Here is a 24479-nt window from a genome sequence, read left to right as displayed (position 1 = left end):
TACGCAAAGTCTGTTGTCGCAACGCGGAGGGAGTCCGGTGCGCTTTTCAAATGATAGTGATGTCACGCTTGTCGTGACCAGCTGCGGTCGGTTCGATCTGCTCAAGGAAACCCTTGAGAGCTTCGATCGCTACAACACAGCGCCCATTCGCGAGGTCTTCATTACCGAGGACTCCGGTGACGACGCTGTTCACGGTGCCGTACCCGAGCACTGGAAACCCCACTGCACGGTGTTCGTCAACCGCCCCAAGCTTGGGCAGCTGGCGTCGATCGACCTGGCGTACAGCCATGTGAAGACGGCTTACATCTTCCATTGCGAGGACGACTGGCGCTTCTATCGCCAGGCCTTCGTCGAAGACTCCAAGGCGATCCTCGAGGTCAGCCCCGATGTGCTGCAAGTCTGGTTGCGCAGCCACGCCCATGACTTGTCGATCCACAGCCCTTACATTCATCTGGGGGATCGCCAGGTGATCGCCGGCGTGCCGTGCTATCCATTGCACTCCGAGAAAGCCGAATGGCAGGCCTTTTCCCTCAACCCGGGCTTGCGTCGGCTGAGCGATTATCAGCGCTGTGCGCCATTTGCCGCCTATGCCGGCGAGAAGGCGTTGTCGCGCCGTTACGCGGAGTTGAAACTGACAGCGGTGACCCTGGAGGGTGACGCGGTACTGCACACAGGCTTTGGCAGCCACGTCACCGTGCCTGAAGAAGTGCACCGCAAGGCCAAGCGGCGTAATCGCGACCGGGTCAAGCTCGCATTGACGCTGGTGATCGGTGCCTTGGCAGGTATGGGTATATCCATCTTCGTGCACTGACACCGCGCCTGGCAGGTTTTTTCAACGGCCTGCCAGGCGCTGCCGGGCTGATGTTCAACGCGCCAGCAGGGCCGCTTGGAAATCGGCGAGGGGGAAGCGGTCGCCCAGTTTCTCGCGTGCGATGTAACTCACCATATGTTGCACGTTGCGTCGAACCATACGGGCAGACAGCGGCGGGCGCAGGAAGCGCATGTCCGCAACGTCGATCAGGCCCAGCTGCTGGTCGGGCGTGACCACCACATTGCCCAGGTGCAGCGAGCGGAAGTACACGCCGCTACGGTGCAACTGGCGGATCAGGGTGATCAGGCGGGGCAGGTAGATGTCCCAGCTGAAGCCTTCGTCCCGCGACATCTGCAGCAGCGTGCGCCCCGGCAATGGCCGGTACAGCACCGCTGTTCTGCCCGGCAGGTCGAGCTTGTGCTGGCTGATTACCTCGAGCGTAGGGATGCCCAGCTGCGCAAGGCGCGCAGCGTTGTCCACGAAGCGCTGGGAGTAGGGGCGCAGCAGCGCAGATGAAATCAGACGCTTGCGCCGAAAAACCTTGAGGAAGTTACCATCCTCAAGCAGGTAGACTTTGGCGCCATGGCTGTCCGCCTCCAGTATCTGGGCGCCAAGTGTCAGCTGATCGAAGTCGACCTGGGTGAGCCGAGAGCATTGCATGAGTTGAGCCTTGTCGTCTGGCGAGCAAAATGACCGGCAATAATGCCGAAAATAATCCTCCAGCACCACGTTGGTCTCTTTTGACTGACCAGGGGGGGCTCATACCGTACGAAAAAAACCGGGCGCCGGCCTTGTGGGCCGCCGGCCTGGCATGTTGTTGCCTCGCAGGCGTGCCGAAAATGACGCCTGTGGTAAAATTTCCGGTTCAACCTGAACAGCGAGCTCGATGATGGCCGAAACACCGCTACCGGCGGAGCACACCTCCAGCCTGAAGATCTACTTCCGGTTGCTGAGCTACGTGAAACCCTATATCGGCATTTTCCTGCTGAGTATTATCGGTTTCGTGATCTTTGCCTCGACCCAGCCAATGCTGGCCGGGATCCTCAAGTACTTTGTCGATGGCCTGAGCAACCCCGAAGCGGTGTTGTTCCCCAACGTGCCCTACTTGCGCGACCTGCAATTGCTGCAGGCGGTACCGCTGCTGATCATCCTGATCGCCGCATGGCAGGGCCTGGGTTCGTTCCTCGGCAACTATTTCCTGGCCAAGGTTTCCCTTTCCCTGGTGCATGACCTGCGCGTGGAGTTGTTCAACAAGCTGCTGGTACTGCCCAACCGCTATTTCGACAATCACAACTCCGGGCACCTGATTTCACGCATCACCTTCAACGTGACCATGGTAACGGGGGCCGCCACCGATGCAATCAAGGTGGTGATCCGTGAAGGCCTGACCGTGGTGTTCCTGTTTGCCTACCTGCTTTGGATGAACTGGCACCTGACCCTGGTAATGGTCGCCATCCTGCCGGTGATCGCGGTAATGGTCAGCGTCGCCAGCAAGAAATTCCGTAAACAGAGCAAGAAGATCCAGGTGGCGATGGGCGACGTGACCCACGTAGCTTCCGAAACCATCCAGGGCTACCGTGTGGTGCGCAGCTTCGGCGGCGAGGCTTACGAGCAGCAGCGCTTTGGCCGTGCCAGCCAGAGCAACACCGACAAACAGCTGCGCATGACCAAGACAGGCGCCCTGTACACGCCGATGCTGCAACTGGTGATCTACAGCGCCATGGCCGCGTTGATGTTCCTGGTGCTGTTCCTGCGGGGCGACTCGACCGCCGGTGATCTGGTGGCCTACATCACTGCTGCGGGCCTGCTGCCAAAGCCGATCCGCCAGCTTTCTGAGGTCAGCTCGACCATCCAGAAAGGCCTTGCCGGTGCTGAAAGCATCTTCGAGCAGCTCGACGAGCAGCCCGAGATCGACCGCGGTACGATCGAGAAGGAGCGGGTGGCCGGTCGCCTCGAAGTACGCAACCTGAGCTTCACCTACCCAGGTACCGATCGCGAAGTGCTGAGCGACATCAGCTTTACCGCCGAGCCTGGGCAGATGATCGCACTGGTCGGGCGCTCTGGTAGCGGCAAGTCGACCCTGGCGGCGCTGATCCCGCGCTTCTATCACCACGATCAGGGGCAGATTCTGCTCGATGGCGTGGAGATCGAAGACTACCGCCTGCGCAACCTGCGCCGGCACGTTTCGCAGGTGACCCAGCATGTGACCCTGTTCAACGACACAGTGGCCAACAACATTGCCTACGGCGACCTGGCCGGCGCGCCGCGCGCAGACATCGAAGCTGCGGCTGCCGATGCCTATGCCAAGGAGTTCGTCGACCAGCTGCCCAAGGGCTTTGACACCGACGTGGGTGAAAACGGCGTGCTGCTGTCCGGTGGCCAGCGCCAGCGCCTGGCGATTGCCCGGGCCCTGTTGAAGAACGCGCCGCTGCTGATCCTCGACGAAGCGACTTCGGCACTGGACACGGAGTCCGAGCGGCATATCCAGGCTGCCCTGGACCATGTCATGCAGGGCCGCACCACGCTGGTGATCGCGCACCGCCTGTCGACCATCGAAAAAGCCGACCAGATCCTGGTGATGGACCAGGGCCGCCTGGTGGAGCGCGGTACCCATGCCGAGCTGCTGGCAGCCAATGGCTATTATGCCCGCTTGCACGCCATGGGGCTGGACGAGCCGGCGAAGGCCGATATCACCTGAGTTGCCCTTGATCGGGGCCGTACGGCCCCGATTGTCACCGGAATTTTCCAGGGCCCGATCTGGCCGTAAAGCCGTCGCCTACCCTGTGCTAATATCCTGCCCCTGTTCATTATTTTCATATGGGTTGCCCATGAAGTTGTCCATGCCGCGTTTCGATCAAGCCCCGGTATTGGTGGTCGGCGATGTCATGCTGGACCGCTACTGGCATGGCGGTACTTCGCGTATCTCGCCTGAAGCGCCAGTGCCGGTGGTCAAGGTCGATCAGATCGAGGATCGCCCCGGCGGCGCGGCCAACGTTGCGTTGAACATCGCCGCCCTCGGTGCCCCGGCGGCACTGATCGGCGTTACCGGCCAGGATGAGGCCGCCGACAGCCTGGCCAACAGCCTGCAGGCTGCGGGGGTGCGTTCGGTGTTCCAGCGCATTGCGCACCAGCCGACCATCGTCAAGCTGCGGGTCATGAGCCGTCACCAGCAGCTGTTGCGCATCGATTTCGAAGAGCCGTTCGCCACTGACCCGCTGTCGCTGGGCGCCGAAGTCGAGAGCCTGCTCGAGGGTGTCAAGGTGCTGGTGTTGTCCGACTACGGCAAAGGCGCACTGAAAAATCATCAGAGCCTGATCGAGGCCGCACGTGCCAAGGGTATTCCGGTACTGGCCGACCCCAAGGGCAAGGACTTCTCCATCTACCGCGGTGCCAGCCTGATCACGCCGAACCTCAGCGAGTTCGAGACCATTGTCGGCCGCTGCGCCGATGAGGCCGAACTGGTCGCCAAGGGCCTGCAGCTGCTGCTGGACCTTGACCTGGGCGCGTTGCTGGTGACCCGTGGCGAGCACGGCATGACCCTGCTGCGCACCGGCCAGCCGGCGCTGCACCTGCCGGCCCGTGCCCGCGAAGTGTTCGATGTGACCGGCGCTGGCGATACCGTGATTTCCACCCTGGCTGCGGCCATCGCGGCCGGTGAAGACCTGCCCCACGCGGTCGCCCTGGCCAACCTTGCGGCTGGCATCGTGGTTGGCAAACTGGGTACTGCAGCGATCAGCGCACCTGAGCTGCGTCGCGCGATCCAGCGCGAGGAAGGTTCCGAGCGTGGCGTGCTGGGCCTGGAGCAATTGCTGCTGGCCATCGACGATGCGCGTGCGCACAACGAGAAGATCGTGTTCACCAATGGGTGTTTCGACATCCTGCATGCAGGGCATGTGACGTACCTCGAGCAGGCGCGTGCCCAGGGTGATCGTCTTATCGTCGCGGTCAACGACGATGCCTCGGTAAGCCGCCTGAAGGGCCCTGGCCGCCCGATCAACAGTGTCGATCGGCGCATGGCCGTGCTGGCTGGGCTGGGCGCGGTGGACTGGGTCATCAGCTTCCCTGAAGGTACGCCGGAGAACCTGCTGAGCCAGGTGAAACCGGATGTGCTGGTCAAGGGCGGTGACTACGGTATCGACCAGGTGGTGGGTGCCGATATCGTCAAGGGCTACGGCGGCACCGTGAAGGTGTTGGGCTTGGTCGAGAACAGCTCGACGACCGCGATAGTCGAAAAAATCCGCAAGAACTGATGTGCCCGGGGCCGTAAGGCGGCCCCGGATATTCATTTGTTCAGCGAGGTGCGCGCGCGCTCCAGCAGTGCCCGCGCCTTGTCGCCAAAGCGTCGCAGGTGTGAAGCCTTTGCGGTTTTGCGCTCCACCAGCCCCTGCTGTTTTACCCAGTCCTTCCAGCGTATCCGCTCGTCCGCGACCACCCACCCGTCCTGCCGGGCAAAGCTCTCCGCCAGGTACAGCCCGCGGGTACTGGCCGGCACCAGTTCATCTTTCCTCAATGTATACAGCTCGGCCTGCGGCTGACCGTCCTGCACCGGCATCAGGTACAGGTCGGGCCGTTTACGGTTGAGCCGGGCGACCAGCTGATCACCTTCAAGGCGTTCATCGACATGGAACAGGCTCAGCTTCTTGGCGTCCCTGGGTACTTGCAGGCGCATGTCGTAGATCAGTTGCAGCGATGCCGTAGGCAGGTGCACGTAGGCCCGTGGGCGCTCCAGCAACATCAGGTTGCCGCAATGCACCGGCCGGGCGGCACCCGATTCCGGCGTCAGCACGAACGGCAGCGCTTCCCGGTAGTGCAGGGCAGCAGCGTAAGGTGCAGGTAGCCAGGTGTCGTTGAAGCGACCACCCAGCCAGCCTTCCGGCGTTTCCAGCAGGCACTCTTCCGCCACTTCCTGTACCGCGGTGTGCAGCGGCAGGTTGAGCTCCTGAGCCGGGACATACCCTGAAATCAATTTAAGCACCACGTCGCCCCGGTCCTGGCGGCGCTGACGCACCAGTACCCAGTAGTCGCGGTTCTGCCAGTGCAGGGTCAGGCGTACCGATACACCCAGGTTGGCCAGTTCAGCTACGAAACGCTGGTTATCGGGTAGCTGGATGGCCCGGCGCCGTTGTTGGGTCTGGGCGAAGTTCACCGGCATGCCGATGCTCTGGTAGACCAGGCTCTCGGAGGTGGCTTCGACATGCAATGGCAGTGTTTTGAAGTTGCTCGGGTTCTTGCGAATCAGCGTACGCGGCACGAGGCTCCTCCTTGCGTCGGGTCAGTCTCCAGGCCCGGGGTGGGGACAACTCAATGCTGGCCCAAAATGCGGGCGACCGTGGCCACGTTGTGGGCCAGGTGCAACGGGTTGATGGTGCCGACGATAGCACTGCTGACGCCAGGGTGGGCGAACAGCAGTTCGAAGCTGGCGTGTACCGGGTCGACACCAGGTGCGAGGCAGACATGCCCACTGGCCAAGGCCTTCTTCACCAGAATGGCTTTGCCGTGCTCGGCAGCGTAGTCCAGTACCGGTCGTTCTGCCTGCTCGTTGAGGTTGAAGGTGACCATGGCACAGTCGCCCTGCTCGAGTGCCTTCAGCCCGCCGGCGACAGTTTTGCCCGACAGGCCGTAGCCGAGGATCTTGCCCTCTTGCTTGAGGGCTGCGAGGGTCTGGTAGACCTCTTGCTGCTCGAGAATCTCCAGGTCGTTGCCATCGGAGTGCACCAGCACCAGTTCGATACGGTCGGTTTCCAGCCGGCGCAGGCTGCGTTCGACCGAAAGACGGGTGTGGGCTGCACTGAAGTCGAAGCGCGACAGGCCGTTTTCGAACTCTTCGCCAACCTTGCTGACGATCACCCATTCATCGCGCTGGCCGCGCAGCAGCGGCCCCAGGCGCTCTTCGCTGCGGCCATAGGCCGGTGCCGTGTCGATCAGGTTGATACCCAGTTCGCGCGCCTGGGCCAGCAGCAGGCGCGCTTCGTCATCGCCGGGGATCGTGAACCCGGTGGGGTACTTCACGCCTTGGTCGCGGCCAAGCTTGACCGTGCCCAGGCCCAGAGGGGACACCTTCAAGCCTGTGCTGCCCAGCGGGCGGTAGAAGTCGTGCAGGGTCGGCAAGGTCATGGCAGCAGTTGCTCCCAGGCGGGCACGCCGAGTGGCGGGCGTGGCAGCCCTGCAAGCTCGGCCTGGGCGCTTGGGCGGATGCCGTCACGTTCCAGGCTGGCCAGCACACGGTCACTGAAGTCGGGCGCCAGGGCAAGTTTGGTCGGCCAGCCCACCAGTAGGCGCTGCTGGTCGGCGAGGAACGCGTTGTCGGGCCGCACCAGGCCCGATTGTGCAGGCTCTGCGCGGTCGACCCGCAGCGTGGCCCAGCGGACCAGGCGTTGATCTACCCACGGCAAGAGCTGGCTGACTTCCTTCTGGGCTGCGGCAATCTGTGCCGCCGTGTCGCGTGCTACGCCATCGGCTTCAGCCAGGTCGCCGCCCAGGTACCAGACCCATTGGCCATCGGCTGCGGGGTGGGTGGTGATGGTGACGCGCGGCTTGGGGCCGCCGCCCAGGCAGTGGGCATACAGTGGTTTGAGGTTAGGGCCTTTGGCCATGACCATATGCAGCGGCCGTGTTTGCATGGCCGGTTGCTCAAGGCCCAGGGCGTGAAGCAGGCCCTCGGTGCCCGCGCCAGCACTGAGCACGATGCGCTGGGCCCGTATTTCACGGCCGTCCACGCGCAGGCCAACCAGTGAATCACCTTCACGCAGGGGCTCGATGTGCTCACCGGCGAGCAAGGAGTCGCCAGCCAGTTCAGCCAGGTTGGCCAGCAGGCTGGGGACATCGATCACCAGTTCGGCCAAGCGATACACCTTGCCTTTGAAGGCGCGGTCCTGCAGTGCGGGAGGCAACTGGTCCCCCTTGACCTGGTCAACCCGGCCGCGCACGGCTTTGCTGGCGAAGAAGCTGGTGAGGTTGCCGGCCAGGGTGCCGGGCGACCACAGGTAGTGGGCGTCGGAAAGCAGGCGGGTGCGGCTCAGGTCCAGTTCGCCGCTGCCGGCCACGGCTTCGCGCCAGCGCCGTGGCATGTCGGCGATGGCTTCCGAGGCCCCCGTCAACGCACCGTGCAGGGCGTACTTGGTACCGCCATGGATGATGCCCTGGGACTTGATGGTCTGTTCGCCGCCAAGGCTGGCGCGCTCCACCAGCACTGTCGAATAACCCAGGCGGCGCAGGCGGGCATTGAGCCACAGGCCTGCGACCCCGGCGCCGACGATGAGCACGTCAGTGGAAATGGCGGATGGCATGGCGGTACCTCGAAGTCTGGGACAGCTGGCAAGTATACAGGCTATGCCTGGCTTGGCTCATCGCCGACAGGCCCCATCAATGCCCGGCAGTCTTGGAGAACAACTGGATCACCACCACGCCGCCAACGATCATCGCCATCCCCAGCATCGCCGGCACATCGAGTTTCTGCCCATAGATCACCAGCGCCGCCACGCTGATCAGCACAATCCCAAGCCCCGACCAGATCGCATAGGCGATACCCACCGGAATGCTGCGCACCACCAGCGTCAGCATCCAGAACGCGATGGCATAGCCGACCACCATCAGCAGCAGGGGCAATGGCGTGCTCAGGCCTTTCACAGCCTTCATGGAGGCTGTGGCGATGACTTCGGCGACAATGGCGATGGCGAGGTAGGTGTAGGCGTTCATGGTTCGTTCCTCCGGTTCTGGGCGGGCATTCTAGAGTGTCCCTGAATGCGGTAAAGTCATTACCTATCACTCTGGGAGATAGGTTGATGGCCGAACAGTGGAGCCTCGAGCAGTTGCGTACCTTTGTGCGCGTCGTCGAACTGCGCTCGTTTTCTGCCGTCGCCCGCGAGCAGCGCAAAGCGCAGTCAGCCATCAGCAATGCCATTGCAATGCTCGAAGCGGACCTCGGCGTCACTTTGTTCGAGCGCAGCAGCGGCCGTCAGCCCAGGCTGACCGAAAACGGTACCGCGCTGCTGGAGGATGCCCGCGAACTGCTGCGCCAGTGCGAACGGCTCGATGGCCGCGCTCTGGCCCTGATGCGTGGCCAGGAAGCCTTGTTGCGGGTGGCCCAGGATGAAGCCATGCCTTATCAACCTGTGATCGACAGCCTCGACGAACTGGCCAGTCATTACCCTTTTCTGGAAGTGCAACTGGCCAGCGGTGCCCAAGGTGATGTAGCGCGCAAGCTGGTGGAGCGACGTGCAGACCTGGGTTTGTTTTTCCACCATGAAAGCATGCCTGCCTCACTGGAGCGGCGTGCCCTGGGTAGCGTGGAGATGGTCACGGTGTGCGCGGTGGATCATCCATTGGCGCGTGAAAGCCGCGTCACACGCCAGCAGCTGGCACGTTACCGCCAGTTGCTGATCGCCCCGCAGCAAAGTGGCTACCCCGGCGGCGAAGCGATCAGCCCGCAGGTATGGCGCGCCGACAGCTTCTACGCCATGGCCGAGCTGTTGATGCGAGGGCTGGGCTGGGCGTGGCTGCCACGCCACGTGGTGCAATACCCGACCTACCAGGCGCACATGGTCGAGCTGGCCAGCGAATGGCGGCCCCCGGCCTTGGTCGTCGAACTGGCCTGGCGCCGTGACGAACCGCTGGGGCCCGCCGCGCAATGGCTGGCCGAGCGCTTTGCGGTGCACTTGCGCGCGATCGGGTAAACTTCGCCGCCATGAACAGAACTCTCTATACCCTGTTGTTCCACCTGGGCCTGCCGCTGGTCGCGCTGCGCCTTTACCTGCGTGCACGCAAGGCCCCGGCCTACGGCCAGCGTATCGGCGAACGTTTCGCCCGCAATCTGCCGGCGATGCGCCAGGGTGGCATCTGGGTACATGCCGTATCGGTAGGTGAAAGCATTGCCGCCGCGCCCCTGGTGCGAGCCTTGCTCAAGGCCTACCCGGGCCTGCCGGTCACGCTTACCTGCATGACCCCCACCGGCTCCGAGCGCATTCGCGCGCTGTTCGCCGATGAGCCACGCATCCAGCATTGCTACCTGCCTTATGACCTGCCGTGGGCGGCGGGGCGTTTTCTCGACCATGTGCGCCCGCGGCTGGGCATCATCATGGAAACCGAACTGTGGCCCAACCACATTCACCAATGCGCCAAGCGTGGCATTCCGGTTGCGCTGGCCAATGCTCGGTTGTCCGAGCGTTCCGCCCGTGGCTACGCGCGTTTCGCCAAACTGACCCGGCCGATGCTCGCCGAGATGAACCTGATTGCAGTGCAGACCGAAACCGAGGCGCAACGCTTCCGCGACTTGGGTGCGCGTCCTGAGTGCGTGCAGGTCACAGGTTCGATCAAGTTCGACCTGAAGGTCGATGACCAGCTTTTGCCGCGTGCCAGGGCACTGCGTGAACAGTGGGGCGCAAGCGAGCGGCCGGTGTGGATTGCGGCCAGTACCCATGAGGGTGAGGACGCGCTGATCCTGCAGGCTCATCAGCAGTTGTTGCAGGCGCATGGCGACGCGCTGCTGATCCTGGTGCCGCGCCACCCCGAGCGTTTCGATGCAGTGCATGCCTTGTGCAGCGGGCAGTTCGCTACCGTTCGCCGTTCTGCCGGTGCGGCGGTCGATGGCCAGACCCGCGTGCTGCTCGGCGATACCATGGGCGAGCTGTTGTTCCTCTACGCACTGGCCGACATCGCCTTCGTTGGCGGTAGCCTGGTCGCCACTGGCGGCCACAACCCACTGGAGCCGGCAGCGCTGGCACTGCCGGTGATCATGGGGCCGCATGTGTTCAACTTCCTCGAAATCAGCGCGATGTTGCGTGATGCCGGGGCGTTGCAGCAGGTGGACGATGCCCAAGGGTTGGCACAGGCAGTGCGGCAGTTGATCGAATTGCCGCAGGATGCCCGGCGCATGGGTGAGGCGGGCAGGGCGGTGATGCAGGCCAATCAGGGGGCCTTGCAGCGGTTGCTGGATGGGCTGGCGCGGTTGATCCGCTGAGCCGCATCACGGTTCGTGAGCCCCCTGCGGCCCTGTTCATCTCTAGTAGAAAAGCCGCGGCTCGGACGAATCCAGCAAGCTGGCGAGTTTGGTCAGGGCAAAGCTCAGCTCGGCGCGGCTTGGCGTCATCAGGGCGATGCGCACGCCACAGCTGGCTGGGCTGCGCTCAGGCAGGAACTGGCTGCCGCTGACCACGGTTACGCCATTGTTGCGAGCCAGGTTGGCGAACTCATCGCTGGTCCATGGCTCTGGGAGTTCCAGCCAGATATGGAAGCTGTTGGGCTGGCTGCGCACCTTGTACCTGCCAAGGATTTCCTGGGCCATCAACTGGCGTGCGGCGGCTTCTTCCTGCTGCACCCGCACCAACTGCTCGGCCATGCCGCTGTTGATCAGGTTGCTGGCCAGCTGAGCCATCAGCGGGGAGGGCATCCAGACGCTGCTGCGCACCATAGACGACAACCGTGACAGCGTTTGTGGCGGCGCGTAGAGGTAGCCGATACGCAGGGCCGGCAGCACGCTCTTGGACAGGCTGGTCAGGTACACCGAGCGCTCAGGTGCATAGGCGGCCAAGGGCTTGTAGTCAGGCGCCGGTTCGAGGAAGCCGTAGATATCGTCATCCACGATGAACAGGTCGAACTCGCGGGCAATCTGGGCGATAGCCTCGCGACGCGCGTGCGGCATTACCGAGTTGGTCGGGTTCTGGTGAGTGGTCACACATACCAGCAGCGAGGGGCGGTGCTCCAGGCAGGCGGCCCGCAAGGCCTCGGGCATCAGGCCGTGCTCGTCCATGGCTACCCCGCGCAAGCGGCGGCCCATGCTGTGGGCAAGGGAAATGATGCCGGGGTAGCAGAGCGACTCGCAGAGGATCACATCATCGCTTTTCGACAGGCTGCTGATCGCTACCAGCAGGCCATGCTGGGCGCCGGAGGTCAGCACCACCTGTTGCGCGCGAGCTTCGGGCAACCAGCGCTGAATCCATGTGGCGCCAGCCTGCTTGTGCGTCGCATGGCCACCGTCGGTAACGTAGTCGAGCACTTGGTCAAGGTCGGGGGAAGCCGCCAGCTCGGTGATCGCTCCGCGCAGCCAGTCGGCCATGTGCGCATCGTTGGGCTTGATGATCGAAAGGTCGATCTGGCCGCTTTCATGCTTGAGCGGTGCGGGCCGCGAGAATGCGGTGGGGGTAGGCGCCGGTCGTTGCTGCAGGACGAAAGTACCGCGGCCAACCTCGCCCACCACCAAGCCCCGCTTGGCGGCTTCGTCATAGGCTCGGCCAATGGTGCCAGGCGTCACGTGCAATGACTCGGCAAGATCCTTGAGTGTTGGCAGGCGGTCGCCAGGCGCCAGCCGGCCGTTGCCTATGTCCTGTTCAAGAGCATCGGCAATCATCAGGTAGACCGGCTGCGCCAGGTCGCTGTAGTGAGGAACCCACATGGAAATGGCACCAGAATCTGCAAGAACGCGGAAGCCTAGCACGAAAGGCAAGATCGGAGTAATCGCGTTTTATGTATGTGAATTGCCTCTATTGATATGACTTGAAGGCTTGTCGCAGCGGGTCCTCCCTACACAACGGGAGCGCAAGCGTGAGCGCGATCAATCCACGTTCAGAAGAAATCTTTTGAAATCAATAAGTTGATTGATTCGATTCAATGCTGATGGCAATCGGCCAATGAAATAAATTGAATCGATTCTATTTTTGTAATTACAATGATTGAGTCGGTGCAATGTGGTGGTGCCTGGAGCAGCACCCCTCGTTCGCATCGCTTAGCTGTGAACGGTTTCAAAAAAAGACAATGACTGCCGCCTCTGCCCGGCATGGCACGACACCGAATGGCCAATGGAATAGCACTCGAAATGGAAAGCGCATACCTGCAACAAGCAGCCGAGCCTCAGACTTCACTGGAGATCCGCCTGCCCTGGGTTGTCTCCAGTGCCTGGCAAACCTTGCTGAGCAACACCCCGCTCGATTTCGAAACCAGCAAAGAGCTTTATCCGCAACTCAAGGAGCAGGCGCAGGAGGTCTTGGGCAAAGCGCTGTGCCAGCAAATCCGGGGGTTCGTTGAAGATCCGCAACTGACCAGCATGATCGTGCGTAATTGCCCGCGCGATCGCGATGTGCCTCCTACCCCTTACTCCGGTGTGCTCAGCCCACGCAGCACGCCGATTGCCTGCCTGGTCAGCCTGACCATGCAGAACCTGATGGGCATCAACCCGGTTGTCTACGAGGGTGAAAATGACGGTCGGCTGTTTCGCCATGTCATCCCGGCCCGAACTTCATCCAGCCACAAGAGCTCGCATGGCTCACGGCTGCGATTTTCCTATCACGTAGACAATCCCGACCTGCCATTGTCTTCCGAGCCGCTGGGTACGGTTTCCTGCTGCCCGGAATACCTGTCGTTCTTCGGCATGCGCTGTGATCCACGTATCAGCACCACCTTGGTCAACCTTGATGCTGTGATCGCGTCGCTGCCCTTGGCTACCGTGCGCGAACTGTGCGAAGCGCAATTCGAAATCCGCCGCCCCGACTCGTTCACCGGTAACCGCCGCTGCACCGCCGAACTGCCGGTGCTGGTGCGTGGCCATTCAGGCGAGTGGTTGTGCCGCTTCGACAGCGAGAACACCCACGGGCTGAACCTGCGCGCCGAGCAGGCCCTGGCCACCCTGCGCGGCTTGCTGGAAACCCGGCGTTTCGATGAGCCACACCTGCTGCTGCCAGGCGACTTCATGATCTTCAAGAACCAGCGCGTGCTGCATGCCCGCGATGGTTTCGAGCCGCAGAACGACGGCGCTGACCGTTGGCTGCTGCGGGTGTTCGCGGTCAACGACCTGAACCGTGTGCGCTTCGCCCGGGCCGACCACCTTTACGAAGTGCTCTCCTGATTTCTTTTCATTTTTCGACGGAATTACTGCTATGGAACTGTTAGGCGCTTACTGGGCAGAACACTGGCTGCTGGCGATCCTGCTGCTGGGCGCCATTGCCTTTGTCGCAGGCTTTGTGGACAGCATTGCCGGGGGTGGCGGGTTGTTCCTGGTACCAGGGTTTCTGCTGGTGGGCATGCCGCCTCAGGTAGCCCTGGGGCAGGAAAAACTGGTCAGTACGCTGGGCACGCTGGCTGCCATCCGCAATTTCCTGGCCAACAGCAAGATGGTCTGGCAGGTGGCACTGGTCGGCGTGCCGTTCTCACTGCTCGGCGCCTACCTGGGGGCGCACCTGATCGTGTCGATCTCTCAGGAAACCGTAGGCAAGATCATTCTGGCGTTGATCCCTTTCGGCATCCTGATCTTCCTCACCCCCAAAGACCGCCCGATCGAGGAGCGAGAGCTGTCGGCGCGGATGCTCTACACCGTCGTGCCGGTGACCTGCCTGGCCATCGGTTTTTACGACGGCTTCTTCGGCCCAGGCACTGGCAGCATGTTCATCATCGCCTTCCACTACCTGCTGCGCATGGACCTGGTTTCCAGTTCGGCCAACTCCAAGACCTTCAACTTCGCCTCCAACATCGGTGCGCTGGTCGCATTCATCATGGCCGGCAAGGTGGTCTACCTGCTGGCGTTGCCGCTGGTGGCCTGCAACATCCTCGGTAATCACATGGGCAGTGCACTGGCGCTGCGCAAAGGCAACGACGTGGTGCGCAAGGCGCTGGTGTTCTCGATGTTGTGCCTGTTCACCAGCCTTGGCGTGAAGTACCTGGTCTGACATTACCTTCTGGGAGACAAACCTGATGAAAACTGCATTCGTAACCGGCGCCTCCTCAGGCTTTGGCCGGGCCATATGCCGCACCCTGGTTGCCAAGGGCTATCGCGTGATCGGTGGCGCCCGCCGTATGGACAAGTTGCAGGCCCTGGAGCATGAACTTGGCGACAACTTCATTCCACTGGCGCTGGATGTGACTGATGTGCAGTCGGTCAGCGCAGCGGTGGCGCAGATCAACGAAGCTGCGCCGGGCATCGATGTGCTGGTCAACAACGCAGGGTTGGCGCTGGGTATCGAGCGGGCCCAAGCCTGCAGCGCCGAGAACTGGCAGCGCATGATCGACACCAACATCACCGGCCTGGCCATGGTCACCCATGCGGTATTGCCGCAGATGGTCCGGGCCGACAGCGGCATGATCATCAACATTGGTTCGATTGCCGGCACTTATCCCTACCCGGGCGGCAACGTTTATGGCGCGAGCAAGGCGTTCGTGCGTCAGTTCAGCCTGAACCTGCGCGCCGATCTGGCGGGGACCCGCGTGCGAGTCAGCAACATCGAACCTGGGCTGTGTTCCGGGACCGATTTTTCGGTGGTGCGCCTGAACGGCGACCTGAATGCAGTGGATGCGTTGTACCGTGATGTGCAGGCGATTTTGCCCGAGGACATTGCTGCCACGGTTGCGTGGATCGCTGAACAGCCGCCACACGTAAACATCAACACGCTCGAAATCATGCCAGTGGCGCAGAGCAGCGCGGCCTTGAATGTGGCGCGCAATCTGCCGCCTTGCTGACCGGGGTCAATCGCACTTTTGGCATTCTTGGCTAGTCTTAACGGTTGGCGGCATCACTTTGCCGCCATCGTGATGACCCGAGGCGCCGGCAATGCCCCGAGCGCCCGAAACCTGATCAGGAGTGCACGATGGACCTCAACCGTCGGCAATTCTTCAAGGTCGCCGCTGTCGGCCTTGGAGGCTCGAGCCTGGCGGCGTTGGGCATGGCCCCGACGCCGGCCTTCGCCGAGCAGGTGCGCCACTTCAAGCTGGCGCATACCAAGGAAACCCGCAACACCTGCCCCTACTGCTCGGTCGGCTGCGGCCTGATCCTCTATAGCCAGGGCGATGCGGGCAAGAACGTCAAACAGAACATCATCCATATCGAAGGCGACGCCGACCACCCGGTCAACCGCGGCACCCTGTGCCCGAAAGGCGCCGGCCTGCTGGACTTCATCCACAGCGAGAGCCGCCTCAAATACCCTGAGGTGCGCAAGGCGGGCAGCAAGGAGTGGGTGCGGGTCAGTTGGGACGAGGCACTCGACCGCGTCGCCGGACTGATGAAGCAGGACCGCGACGCCAACTTCATCGAAAAGAACGCCCAGGGGCAAACCGTCAACCGCTGGCTTACCACCGGTTTTCTCGCTGCCTCCGCCGCCTCCAGCGAGGCCGGCTACCTGACCCACAAGGTCATCCGCGCAACCGGCATGCTGGGGTTCGATAACCAGGCACGTGTCTGACATGGCCCGACGGTGGCAAGTCTTGCCCCGACGTACGGCCGTGGCGCCATGACCAACCACTGGTCAGATATCGCCAACGCGAATCTGGTCCTGGTGATGGGTGGCAACGCAGCAGAAGCGCACCCGTGCGGCTTCAAGTGGGTGACCGAGGCCAAAGCGCACAACAAGGCGCGGCTGATCGTGGTCGACCCGCGGTTTACCCGTACCGCCTCGGTGGCGGACTACTACGCGCCAATTCGTACCGGCAGCGACATCGCCTTCATGGGCGGGTTGATCAACTACCTGCTGAGCAATGACAAGATCCAGCACGAGTACGTGCGCAACTACACCGACGTGTCGTTCATCGTCAAAGAAACCTATGGTTTCGAAGACGGGCTGTTCAGTGGTTACGACGCGGCCAAGCGTGTGTATGCCGACAAGTCCGGCTGGGGGTACGAACTGGGCGAGGACGGTTTCGCCAAGGTCGATCCGACCCTGCAGCACCCGCGTTGCGTGTTCCAGTTGATGAAGCAGCATTACAGCCGCTATACCCCGGAACTGGCGAGCATGACCTGTGGCATGCCGCAGGACGCCATGATGAAGATCTGGGAAGAGATCGCCACCTGCTCGGTACCGGGCAAGACCATGACGATCCTCTATGCACTGGGCTGGACGCAGCATTCGATCGGCGCGCAGATCATCCGCAGTGCGGCCATGGTCCAGTTGCTGCTGGGCAACGTCGGCATGCCGGGTGGCGGGGTCAATGCCCTGCGCGGGCATTCCAACATCCAGGGCCTGACCGACCTTGGCTTGCTGTCCAACTCGCTGCCGGGCTACTTGAGCCTGCCTGGCGATGCCGAGCAGGACTATGCCGCCTACATTGACAAGCGGGCCTCCAAGCCGCTGCGCCCTGGGCAGTTGTCCTACTGGCAGAACTACGGCAAGTTCCATGTCAGCCTGATGAAGGCCTGGTATGGCGCCAATGCCACGGCAGAAAACAATTGGGGTTACGACTGGTTGCCCAAGCTCGACGTGCCGGCCTATGACGTGCTGCGCATGTTCGAGATGATGAGCCAAGGCAAGGTCAACGGTTACATCTGCCAAGGCTTCAACCCGATCGCCGCGTTGCCCGACAAGAACCGCGTGACTGCTGCCCTGGGCAAGCTCAAGTGGCTGGTGGTCATGGACCCGCTGGCCACCGAGACCTCGGAGTTCTGGCGCAATGCCGGGCCCTTCAATGACGTCGACACGGCCAATATCCAGACCGAAGTGATCCGCCTGCCCACCACCTGTTTCGCCGAGGAGGATGGTTCGCTGGTCAACAGCAGCCGCTGGCTGCAGTGGCACTGGAAGGGCGCCGACGGCCCGGGCGAGACCCGCACCGACGTGCAGATCATGAGCGAGTTGTTCCTGCGCATGCGTCAGCGCTATCAGACCGAGGGTGGCACTTACCCTGATCCGATCATGAACATCAGTTGGCCCTACAAGCTGCCTGACGAGCCGTCCCCGGAGGAACTGGCCAAGGAAATGAACGGCTGGGCGGTCACTGATGTGACCGATCCCACGGGCGCGCTCATCAAGGCCGGGCAACAGTTGGCAGGCTTCGGCCAACTCAAGGACGACGGCAGCACTGCGTCCGGCTGCTGGATCTTCGCCGGTTGCTGGACCGAGCAGGGCAACCAGATGGCGCGGCGTGACAACAGCGACCCGTATGGCATGCACCAGGCGCAGAACTGGGCCTGGGCCTGGCCGGCCAACCGCCGCATTCTGTACAACCGTGCCTCCAGTGACCTGCAAGGCAAGCCATGGGACCCGGAGAAAAAGCGCCTGGTATGGTGGAACGGCAAGGCCTGGACCGGCACCGACGTGCCCGACTTCAAGGTCGATTCGCCACCGCAAGCGGGCATGAACCCGTTCATCATGAACCCCGAGGGCGTGGCGCGGTTCTTTGCCATCGACAAGATGGCCGAAGGGCCGTTCCCCGAGCACTACGAGCCGTTCGAAACGCCGATCGGCATCAACCCGCTGCACCCGAAGAACAACAAGGCCACCAGCAACCCGGCCGGGCGGATCTTCGATTCGGTGTGGGACACCCTCGGCAAGCACGACGAATTCCCGTATGCGGCGACGACGTATCGGCTGACCGAGCACTTCCACTTCTGGAGCAAGCATTGCCGGCTCAACGCCATTGCCCAGCCTGAGCAGTTCGTCGAGATCGGTGAGGTGCTGGCCAACGAGAAAGGCATCAAGGCGGGCGACCGGGTGCGGGTGTCGAGCAAGCGCGGGCATATCGAAGCGGTGGCGGTGGTGACCAAGCGTATTCGCCCGTTGCAGGTCAACAACCAGACCGTGCACCAGATCGGCATCCCGTTGCACTGGGGCTTCACCGGCGCGACACGGCACGGTTACCTGACCAACACCTTGGTGCCCTTCCTCGGTGACGGCAACACGCAGACGCCGGAGTCCAAGTCGTTCCTCGTCAAAGTGGAGAAAATCTGATGGCCAGCCAAGACATCATTGCCCGCTCGGCCACCACCACCGTACCGCCTTCGGTACGCCTGCAGCAGGAAGTCGCCAAACTGATCGATACCACCAAGTGCATCGGCTGCAAGGCCTGCCAGGTGGCGTGTTCAGAGTGGAACGAGCTGCGTGACGAGGTCGGCCACAACCACGGTACCTACGACAACCCCCAGGACCTGACGGCCGATACCTGGACCCTGATGCGCTTCACTGAACACGAGCGCGACGATGGCAACCTGGAGTGGCTGATCCGCAAGGACGGCTGCATGCATTGCGCCGAGCCGGGTTGCCTGAAGGCGTGCCCGAGCCCGGGAGCGATCATCAAGCACGCCAACGGCATCGTCGATTTCAACCAGGACCATTGCATCGGCTGTGGCTATTGCATCACTGGCTGCCCGTTCAACATTCCGCGCATCTCGCAGAAAGACCACAAGGCCTACAAGTGCTCGCTGTGTTCCGACCGCGTGAGCGTGGGCCTGGAGCCTGCCTGCGTGAAAACCTGCCCGACCGGCGCGATCGTCTTTGGCAGCAAGGACGAAATGAAGGTGCATGCTGCCGAACGCATCGTCGACCTCAAATCGCGTGGCTACGACAACGCCGGGCTCTACGACCCGGACGGCGTCGGTGGCACGCACGTGATGTATGTACTGCACCATGCCGATACGCCCCGCTTGTATGCCGGCCTGCCGGACCAGCCGGTGATCAGCCCGCTGGTGGGCTTGTGGAAGGGCATCACCAAGCCGCTGGCACTGCTGGCGATGGGCGCGGCGGTGCTGGCCGGGTTCTTCCACTATGTGCGGGTTGGCCCGCAGCGGGTCGAGGAGGACGAACACCCCAGCCCCACGCCACCTGATGACAGCGTGCACCAGGTGGACCCGGCGGTGCATGTCTATGATCCGAAGCAGCCCGGTGGGCAAGGGGAGCAGCGGCCATGAACGACGACAAACCCATCCTGCGCTACAACGCCAACGAGCGGACCAACCACTGGATCGTCGCCATCCTGTTCGTGCTGGCCGGGCTTTCGGGGCTGGCGCTGTTCCATCCGGCGCTGTTCTGGCTCAGCCATCTGTTCGGCGGCGGGCCGTGGACACGCATCCTGCACCCCTTCATCGGGGTGGCCATGTTCGTGTTCTTTCTGTTCCTGGTGGTGCGTTTCTGGCGCGCCAACTTCATCACTGCCAACGACCGCCTGTGGCTGCGCCGCATCGACCGGGTGATGCTCAACAAGGAGGAGGGCGTGCCGCCGATCGGCAAATATAACGCCGGGCAGAAGCTGCTGTTCTGGACGTTGTTGGTGTGCATGCTGGTGTTGCTGCTCAGTGGCGTGGTGATCTGGCGTGCGTACTTCAGCCATTTCTTCGGCATAGGTTCGATTCGCCTGGCGTCGTTGGCCCATGCGCTGGCGGGCTTCGTGCTGATTCTCAGCATCATCGTGCACATCTACGCCGGTATCTGGATCAAGGGCTCGATCGGCGCCATGCTGCATGGCTGGGTCAGCCGCGCCTGGGCGCGCAAACACCATCAGTTGTGGTACCGCGAGGTGACCGGCGACAAGACGCCGAGTGACCATGGACGTAAAGAAGGATGAACGCTTGAGCACGATACTCGAACCGGGGCAGATCGAAGCGTCGGCGGTGATGCCGCCGTTTCTTCACCTGCCGCCCGCCAACCTGTTCGAACTGCGCGCCATGCGCCTCGAACAGCTCGCTGCAGGGCATGCCCTTGGCGACTACCTGCGCCTGATCGCCCGGCTGTGTCGCATTCAGCAGCAGCTTGTGGATAACCCGCCTGGTGGTTTGCCAGTGGCCGATGACCGACAGCGCCTGTGCATAAGTCATGGTTTGCCACCCCTTGCGGCCGACGGCCTGGTGCGCGAGGGGCCGTGGCTGGCGTGGTTGCAGGCGCTGATCGATCATTTCGACGGCGAGGCCAATGGCCCTTTGGCGGCAGCACTGCTGGCGCTGCGTGGCAGTGATGACAGCCAGCGCAAAGGCTGGGGGAGCGCATTGCTGGCCGGGCAGTACGACGCTGTGCCCGCAGCACTGGTGCCGTTTCTGGGGGCCGCGCTGCAGGCGGCCTGGTCCAGCTGGTTGCTGGCGCTGCCGGCAGTTGAACTCAAGCCGTCGGGCAGCCAGGCCCAGTGCCCGGCCTGTGGTTCGCCGGCCATGGCGGGGGTGGTGCGTAACCGTGGCAAGCACAACGGCCTGCGTTACCTGGCGTGCTCCTTGTGTGCCTGCGAATGGCATGTGGTGCGGGTCAAGTGCGTGTATTGCGAATCGAGCAAGGGCTTGTGCTACACCAGCCTGGAGGATGACCGCCATGCGCCGGGCAAGGCGCCGCTGCGGGCGGAGTGCTGCCCGGGGTGCAATACCTACCTGAAACAGAATTACCTTGAGAACGACGCTGCTGCCGAGCCGTTGGCCGATGACCTGGCCAGCCTGGCGCTGGATATCCGGTTGGGCGAGGAGGGCTTTCATCGGCTGGCACCCAACCTGATGCTGGCGCCGGGTGGTGGGTGAGTGTCTACACTGCACAATTGAGTTGCCCCCATCGCCGGCAAGCCGGCTCCCACAGCTATTTCACCGCTCCCGAGAGCGATGCAGCCCTGTAGGAGCCGGCTTGCCGGCGATGAGGCCCGAACAGACAATGGATAAGGTAGTACCTGATGTCTTCAAGCCTTGCCAGCAATACACCACGGCTCCCTTCCATCGACACCCTGCTACGCCACCCGGCCTGCCTCCCGCTGATCGAGCGTCATGGCCGCGACGCCGTGCTCGCCACCCTGCGCCAGCTGCTCGGCGACCTGCGCGAACCTGTTCGCAACGGCCAATTCGGCGCTGCCGAACTGGGCGCTGAAATCCTCCTGGGCCGCAGCGGCGAGCGCCTGGCCGCCCAGCAGCGCAGCCAGGTACGCCGCGTCTTCAACCTCACCGGCACGGTACTGCACACCAACCTCGGTCGTGCCCTGTTGCCGGAGGAAGCCGTTGAAGCCATGCAGACCGCCGCCCGCTATCCGCTCAACCTGGAGTTCGACCTTGCCACCGGCAAGCGTGGCGACCGAGACGATCTGATCGAAGGGCTGATCCGCGAGCTGACCGGCGCCGAAGCGGTCACCGTGGTCAACAACAATGCTGCCGCCGTGCTGCTTGCGCTCAACAGCCTGGGCGCGCGCAAGGAGGGCATCATTTCCCGCGGTGAGCTGATCGAGATCGGCGGCGCCTTTCGCATTCCCGACATCATGGCCCGTGCCGGTGTACGCCTGCACGAGGTCGGCACCACCAACCGCACCCATGCCCGCGACTATGAAGCTGCCATCGGCCCGCGTACCGGCTTGTTGATGCGGGTGCATTGCAGCAACTACAGCATCCAGGGCTTCACCACCCAGGTGCCGACCGCGGAGCTTGCGCGAATCGCCCATCAGCATGAACTGCCGCTGCTGGAAGACCAGGGCAGCGGCAGCCTGCTCGACCTGACCCGCTGGGGCCTGCCCGCCGAGCCGACCGTGCGCCAGGCCCTGGCCGATGGTGCGGATATCGTGACCTTCAGCGGTGACAAGCTGCTTGGCGGCCCGCAGGCGGGGATCATCGTCGGTCGCAAGGATTTGATCGCGAGGATCAAGAAGAACCCGCTGAAACGTGCACTGCGCGTCGACAAGATCACCCTCGCCGCTCTCGAAGCCGTGCTGGCGCTGTACCGCAACCCGGACAGGCTGGCCGAGCGCTTGCCCAGCCTGCGCCTGTTGACCCGCAGCCAGGCTGAAATCCACGCCCAGGCCGAGCGCCTGGCACCCGAGCTCAAGGCTCGCCTCGGGGGGCAATGGGCCGTCAGCGTCGAGCCGGCGCTCGGCATGATCGGCAGCGGCAGCCAGCCGGTTGCGCGCCTGCCCAGCGCCGCGCTGTGCCTGCGCCCACAGGTGTCGAAGAAACTGCGCGGGCGCAGCCTGCATGTGCTGGAGCGCGCCTTGCGCGATCTGGCGGTGCCCGTGCTCGGCCGTATCGACGATGACGCGCTGTGGCTCGACCTGCGCCAGCTGGACGATGAAGCCCAGTGGCTGGCGCAGCTACCGGCCCTGCAACTGGGGCCGGTGCAGTGATCGTAGGTACCGCTGGCCACATCGACCACGGCAAGACCGCATTGCTCCAGGCCCTGACCGGGCAGGCCGGCGACCATCGCCAGGAAGAACGCGAGCGTGGCATGACCATCGACCTGGGCTATCGCTATGCCGCCTTGGCTGAAGGCGCGCCACTGACGGGCTTCATCGATGTGCCCGGCCACGAGCGTTTCATCCACAACATGCTTGCCGGCGCCCAGGGTATCGATCTGGTGTTGCTGGTGGTGGCTGCTGATGACGGCGTCATGCCGCAGACCCGTGAGCACCTGGCGATCATCGAGTTGCTGGGCATTCCCCAGGCGCTGGTGGCAATCAGCAAGTGCGACCGGGTCGCGCCGGCGCGCGTGGCCCAAGTGCAGGTGCAGATTGCGCAGTTGCTGGCGCCCGGGCCTTATGCCGGGGCGGCGCAGTTCCCGCTGTCGAGTGTCACCGGCGCGGGGGTCGAGGCGCTGCGTCATGCGTTGCTGGCGGCGGGCGAGGGTTTGAAGCAGCGCAGCGTGCCTGGCGGCTTTCGGTTGGCTATCGACCGCGCCTTCGCGGTCACCGGGGCTGGCTTGGTGGTCACGGGTACGGCGCTGGCCGGGCGTGTCAGTGCGGGTGATACGTTGTTGCTGGGCAAGGCCGGTAAAGCGGTGCGGGTACGTGGCCTGCATGCGCAGAACCAGGCGGCGCTGGTGGCTGAAGCGGGGCAGCGTGTAGCGCTGAACATTGCTGCCGAGCGCCTCGCGGTGGAGCAGGTGCGCCGTGGCGATTGGCTGGTATCGCAATGGCTGCACGCGCCCAGCACACGGGTCGATATCGAACTGCAGCTGCTCGCCGGCGAGTCCCGTCCTTTCGAACATTTCAGTGCCGTGCATGTACATCTGGGGACCCAGGACGTCACCGCACGGGTCGCCCTGCTCGAAGGTGAGCGCCTGCTTGCAGGCCAGCGCATGTTCGCCCAATTGTTGCTCAATGCGCCGCTGCAAGCCGTGCATGGCGACCGCCTGGTGCTGCGTGACCAGCGTGCCCAACGCACCCTTGGCGGCGGTACGGTGCTGGACCCGTTCGCACCGAGCCGGCAGCGGCGCAGCGAGGCGCGCTTGCGCCAGTTGAACGTGCTGCGTGATGCCGAGGGCCTGGAGCAGGCCTTGATGGCGTTGCTCGACAACGCACCAGGCGGGCTCGACCCGCAGCGGCTGGAACGCCAGTTCAACCGCTTGCGTGAGGGCTGGCAGTTGCCAGCTGACGTGCTGGTGGTCGCAACCAGGCAAGGCCAGTTGTTGTTCGCTAAAGCCCAGTGGCAGGCGCTCAAACACCAGGTGCGCGAACAACTGGCGTTGTTCCATGAGCAGGAACCCGACCAGCTTGGCCCGGACCGTGACCGCCTGCGCCGCTTCGCCGCCCTGCCTGTCGAGCGTCCCGCATTCGTCAGCCTGCTCGAGGAGATGCTCGGCGAAGGCACTATTGCCAGCAGCGGGCCGTGGTTGCATCTGCCTGGTCACACGGTGCAGTTGAGCGACGCCGACAGTGCGCTATGGTCGCGGCTGCAGCCAAGGTTGCTGGAAGGGCGCTTCGACCCGCCTTGGGTGCGGACGCTGGCCAGCGAAGAGAAATGTGCCGAGGCGGATGTGCGCCTGTTGTTGCGAAAGTTGGCCAGGCTCGGCGTAGTGCATCAGGTGGTACGTGACCTGTTCTACCCCGAGGCGACGCTACAGCGCATGGCAGAGCTGCTGCTTGGGCAAGCGAATGAAACACCGATAGTGCAGGTGGCCGCATTTCGCGATATGTTGGGCATCGGTCGCAAGCGCAGTGTGCAGATTCTGGAATACTTCGACCGTATCGGCCTGACCCGCAGGGTTGCCGATCAGCGTCACATCCGCGCCGACAGCGCCCTGGCCCAACAGCAGGCCAGGCACTGAGT

General features: G+C 63.2%; 20 protein-coding genes. 14 read left to right on the top strand and 6 right to left on the bottom strand.

The features are described 5' to 3' along the window. Nucleotides 1-37 precede the first annotated feature (37 nt). A complete protein-coding gene (locus IWW33_RS08595; RefSeq protein ID WP_046785067.1) occupies nt 38-811 on the top strand; it encodes a hypothetical protein in 774 nt (257 codons plus the stop codon). Nucleotides 812-865: 54 nt separating this feature from the next. Here the strand turns inward: IWW33_RS08595 and IWW33_RS08590 are convergent, their stop codons facing one another. Then, a complete protein-coding gene (locus IWW33_RS08590) occupies nt 866-1471 on the bottom strand; it encodes a hypothetical protein (RefSeq protein ID WP_039603331.1) in 606 nt (201 codons plus the stop codon). A gap of 229 nt (nt 1472-1700) precedes the next feature. Between IWW33_RS08590 and msbA the strand changes: the two genes are divergently transcribed. Both msbA and hldE read left to right on the top strand, forming a co-directional pair. Then, nucleotides 1701-3509: a lipid A export permease/ATP-binding protein MsbA gene (gene msbA / locus IWW33_RS08585; RefSeq protein WP_046785175.1), complete on the top strand. Its 1809-nt coding sequence runs from the start codon at nt 1701-1703 to the stop codon at nt 3507-3509. Nucleotides 3510-3639: 130 nt separating this feature from the next. Then, nucleotides 3640-5061 carry a bifunctional D-glycero-beta-D-manno-heptose-7-phosphate kinase/D-glycero-beta-D-manno-heptose 1-phosphate adenylyltransferase HldE gene (gene hldE, locus IWW33_RS08580; protein ID WP_039602848.1) on the top strand — a complete coding sequence of 474 codons (1422 nt, stop codon included), beginning with the start codon at nt 3640-3642 and terminating at the stop codon, nt 5059-5061. Nucleotides 5062-5093: 32 nt separating this feature from the next. On the opposite strand, the gene IWW33_RS08575 is transcribed toward hldE, so the two are convergent. The 4 genes from IWW33_RS08575 to IWW33_RS08560 form a co-directional block, all read right to left on the bottom strand. Next, nucleotides 5094-6062, bottom strand: a complete 969-nt coding sequence (locus tag IWW33_RS08575; RefSeq protein ID WP_115273451.1) for a metal ABC transporter ATPase — start codon at nt 6060-6062, stop codon at nt 5094-5096. 50 nt (nt 6063-6112) lie between these two features. After that, nucleotides 6113-6925 carry an aldo/keto reductase gene (locus IWW33_RS08570; RefSeq protein ID WP_046785069.1) on the bottom strand — a complete coding sequence of 271 codons (813 nt, stop codon included), beginning with the start codon at nt 6923-6925 and terminating at the stop codon, nt 6113-6115. Next, entirely contained in the window at nt 6922-8097 is a 1176-nt protein-coding gene (locus IWW33_RS08565; RefSeq protein WP_115273452.1) for an FAD-dependent oxidoreductase, read from the bottom strand. The genes IWW33_RS08570 and IWW33_RS08565 overlap by 4 nt, the downstream gene beginning before the upstream one ends. A 76-nt stretch (nt 8098-8173) precedes the next feature. Then, complete coding sequence (locus tag IWW33_RS08560; RefSeq protein ID WP_046785071.1) at nt 8174-8506, bottom strand: SMR family transporter; 333 nt, start codon at nt 8504-8506, stop codon at nt 8174-8176. 86 nt (nt 8507-8592) lie between these two features. Here IWW33_RS08560 and IWW33_RS08555 point away from each other — a divergent pair, with 86 nt between their 5' ends. Continuing rightward, nucleotides 8593-9483 (top strand): LysR family transcriptional regulator, encoded by an 891-nt coding sequence (locus IWW33_RS08555; protein ID WP_046785072.1) that lies wholly within the window; start codon nt 8593-8595, stop codon nt 9481-9483. An 11-nt stretch (nt 9484-9494) separates the two neighbouring features. Beyond that, nucleotides 9495-10766, top strand: coding sequence for a lipid IV(A) 3-deoxy-D-manno-octulosonic acid transferase (gene waaA / locus IWW33_RS08550; RefSeq protein WP_115273453.1), 1272 nt, complete (start codon nt 9495-9497; stop codon nt 10764-10766). 42 nt (nt 10767-10808) lie between these two features. On the opposite strand, the gene IWW33_RS08545 is transcribed toward waaA, so the two are convergent. Continuing rightward, nucleotides 10809-12197: a PLP-dependent aminotransferase family protein gene (locus IWW33_RS08545; RefSeq protein ID WP_046785074.1), complete on the bottom strand. Its 1389-nt coding sequence runs from the start codon at nt 12195-12197 to the stop codon at nt 10809-10811. Nucleotides 12198-12617: 420 nt separating this feature from the next. Between IWW33_RS08545 and IWW33_RS08540 the strand changes: the two genes are divergently transcribed. From IWW33_RS08540 to selB, 9 genes are all read left to right on the top strand, one after another. Next, nucleotides 12618-13643 (top strand): TauD/TfdA family dioxygenase, encoded by a 1026-nt coding sequence (locus tag IWW33_RS08540; protein ID WP_046785075.1) that lies wholly within the window; start codon nt 12618-12620, stop codon nt 13641-13643. Between the two features lie 31 nt (nt 13644-13674). Continuing rightward, nucleotides 13675-14460, top strand: a complete 786-nt coding sequence (locus tag IWW33_RS08535; RefSeq protein WP_046785076.1) for a TSUP family transporter — start codon at nt 13675-13677, stop codon at nt 14458-14460. Between the two features lie 25 nt (nt 14461-14485). Next, nucleotides 14486-15247: an SDR family NAD(P)-dependent oxidoreductase gene (locus IWW33_RS08530; RefSeq protein WP_174140996.1), complete on the top strand. Its 762-nt coding sequence runs from the start codon at nt 14486-14488 to the stop codon at nt 15245-15247. 128 nt (nt 15248-15375) lie between these two features. After that, complete coding sequence (gene fdnG / locus IWW33_RS08525) at nt 15376-18444, top strand: formate dehydrogenase-N subunit alpha (protein WP_148708297.1); 3069 nt, start codon at nt 15376-15378, stop codon at nt 18442-18444. Then, complete coding sequence (gene fdxH, locus IWW33_RS08520) at nt 18444-19400, top strand: formate dehydrogenase subunit beta (RefSeq protein ID WP_046785079.1); 957 nt, start codon at nt 18444-18446, stop codon at nt 19398-19400. Before fdnG ends, fdxH begins: the two co-directional genes overlap by 1 nt. Beyond that, on the top strand, nt 19397-20053 hold the full coding sequence (locus tag IWW33_RS08515; protein ID WP_115273456.1) for a formate dehydrogenase subunit gamma: 657 nt from the start codon (nt 19397-19399) through the stop codon (nt 20051-20053). Before fdxH ends, IWW33_RS08515 begins: the two co-directional genes overlap by 4 nt. A 4-nt stretch (nt 20054-20057) precedes the next feature. Continuing rightward, nucleotides 20058-20984, top strand: a complete 927-nt coding sequence (fdhE, locus tag IWW33_RS08510; RefSeq protein WP_115273457.1) for a formate dehydrogenase accessory protein FdhE — start codon at nt 20058-20060, stop codon at nt 20982-20984. A 146-nt stretch (nt 20985-21130) separates the two neighbouring features. Next, nucleotides 21131-22558, top strand: coding sequence for an L-seryl-tRNA(Sec) selenium transferase (gene selA / locus IWW33_RS08505; RefSeq protein WP_196914263.1), 1428 nt, complete (start codon nt 21131-21133; stop codon nt 22556-22558). Next, nucleotides 22555-24477, top strand: a complete 1923-nt coding sequence (selB, locus tag IWW33_RS08500; protein WP_115275466.1) for a selenocysteine-specific translation elongation factor — start codon at nt 22555-22557, stop codon at nt 24475-24477. The genes selA and selB overlap by 4 nt, the downstream gene beginning before the upstream one ends. Nucleotides 24478-24479 lie beyond the last annotated feature (2 nt).

Source organism: Pseudomonas sp. M2 (assembly GCF_015751845.1).
In the GTDB taxonomy this organism is placed as follows: Bacteria; Pseudomonadota; Gammaproteobacteria; order Pseudomonadales; family Pseudomonadaceae; genus Aquipseudomonas; species Aquipseudomonas putida_E.
The sequence above is the reverse complement of the archived record's forward strand: the minus strand, read 5'-3'. Positions and strand labels throughout refer to the sequence as shown.

What these genes read in the sequence shown, in the direction of transcription:
- IWW33_RS08590 (WP_039603331.1), bottom strand. Translation starts at nt 1,471, where the DNA reads ATGCAATGCTCTCGGCTCACCCAGGTCGACTTCGATCAGCTGACACTT.
- msbA (WP_046785175.1), top strand. Translation starts at nt 1,701, where the DNA reads ATGGCCGAAACACCGCTACCGGCGGAGCACACCTCCAGCCTGAAGATC.
- hldE (WP_039602848.1), top strand. Translation starts at nt 3,640, where the DNA reads ATGAAGTTGTCCATGCCGCGTTTCGATCAAGCCCCGGTATTGGTGGTC.
- IWW33_RS08570 (WP_046785069.1), bottom strand. Translation starts at nt 6,925, where the DNA reads ATGACCTTGCCGACCCTGCACGACTTCTACCGCCCGCTGGGCAGCACA.
- IWW33_RS08565 (WP_115273452.1), bottom strand. Translation starts at nt 8,097, where the DNA reads ATGCCATCCGCCATTTCCACTGACGTGCTCATCGTCGGCGCCGGGGTC.
- IWW33_RS08560 (WP_046785071.1), bottom strand. Translation starts at nt 8,506, where the DNA reads ATGAACGCCTACACCTACCTCGCCATCGCCATTGTCGCCGAAGTCATC.
- IWW33_RS08555 (WP_046785072.1), top strand. Translation starts at nt 8,593, where the DNA reads ATGGCCGAACAGTGGAGCCTCGAGCAGTTGCGTACCTTTGTGCGCGTC.
- waaA (WP_115273453.1), top strand. Translation starts at nt 9,495, where the DNA reads ATGAACAGAACTCTCTATACCCTGTTGTTCCACCTGGGCCTGCCGCTG.
- IWW33_RS08545 (WP_046785074.1), bottom strand. Translation starts at nt 12,197, where the DNA reads ATGTGGGTTCCTCACTACAGCGACCTGGCGCAGCCGGTCTACCTGATG.
- IWW33_RS08540 (WP_046785075.1), top strand. Translation starts at nt 12,618, where the DNA reads ATGGAAAGCGCATACCTGCAACAAGCAGCCGAGCCTCAGACTTCACTG.
- IWW33_RS08535 (WP_046785076.1), top strand. Translation starts at nt 13,675, where the DNA reads ATGGAACTGTTAGGCGCTTACTGGGCAGAACACTGGCTGCTGGCGATC.
- IWW33_RS08530 (WP_174140996.1), top strand. Translation starts at nt 14,486, where the DNA reads ATGAAAACTGCATTCGTAACCGGCGCCTCCTCAGGCTTTGGCCGGGCC.
- fdxH (WP_046785079.1), top strand. Translation starts at nt 18,444, where the DNA reads ATGGCCAGCCAAGACATCATTGCCCGCTCGGCCACCACCACCGTACCG.
- IWW33_RS08515 (WP_115273456.1), top strand. Translation starts at nt 19,397, where the DNA reads ATGAACGACGACAAACCCATCCTGCGCTACAACGCCAACGAGCGGACC.
- selA (WP_196914263.1), top strand. Translation starts at nt 21,131, where the DNA reads ATGTCTTCAAGCCTTGCCAGCAATACACCACGGCTCCCTTCCATCGAC.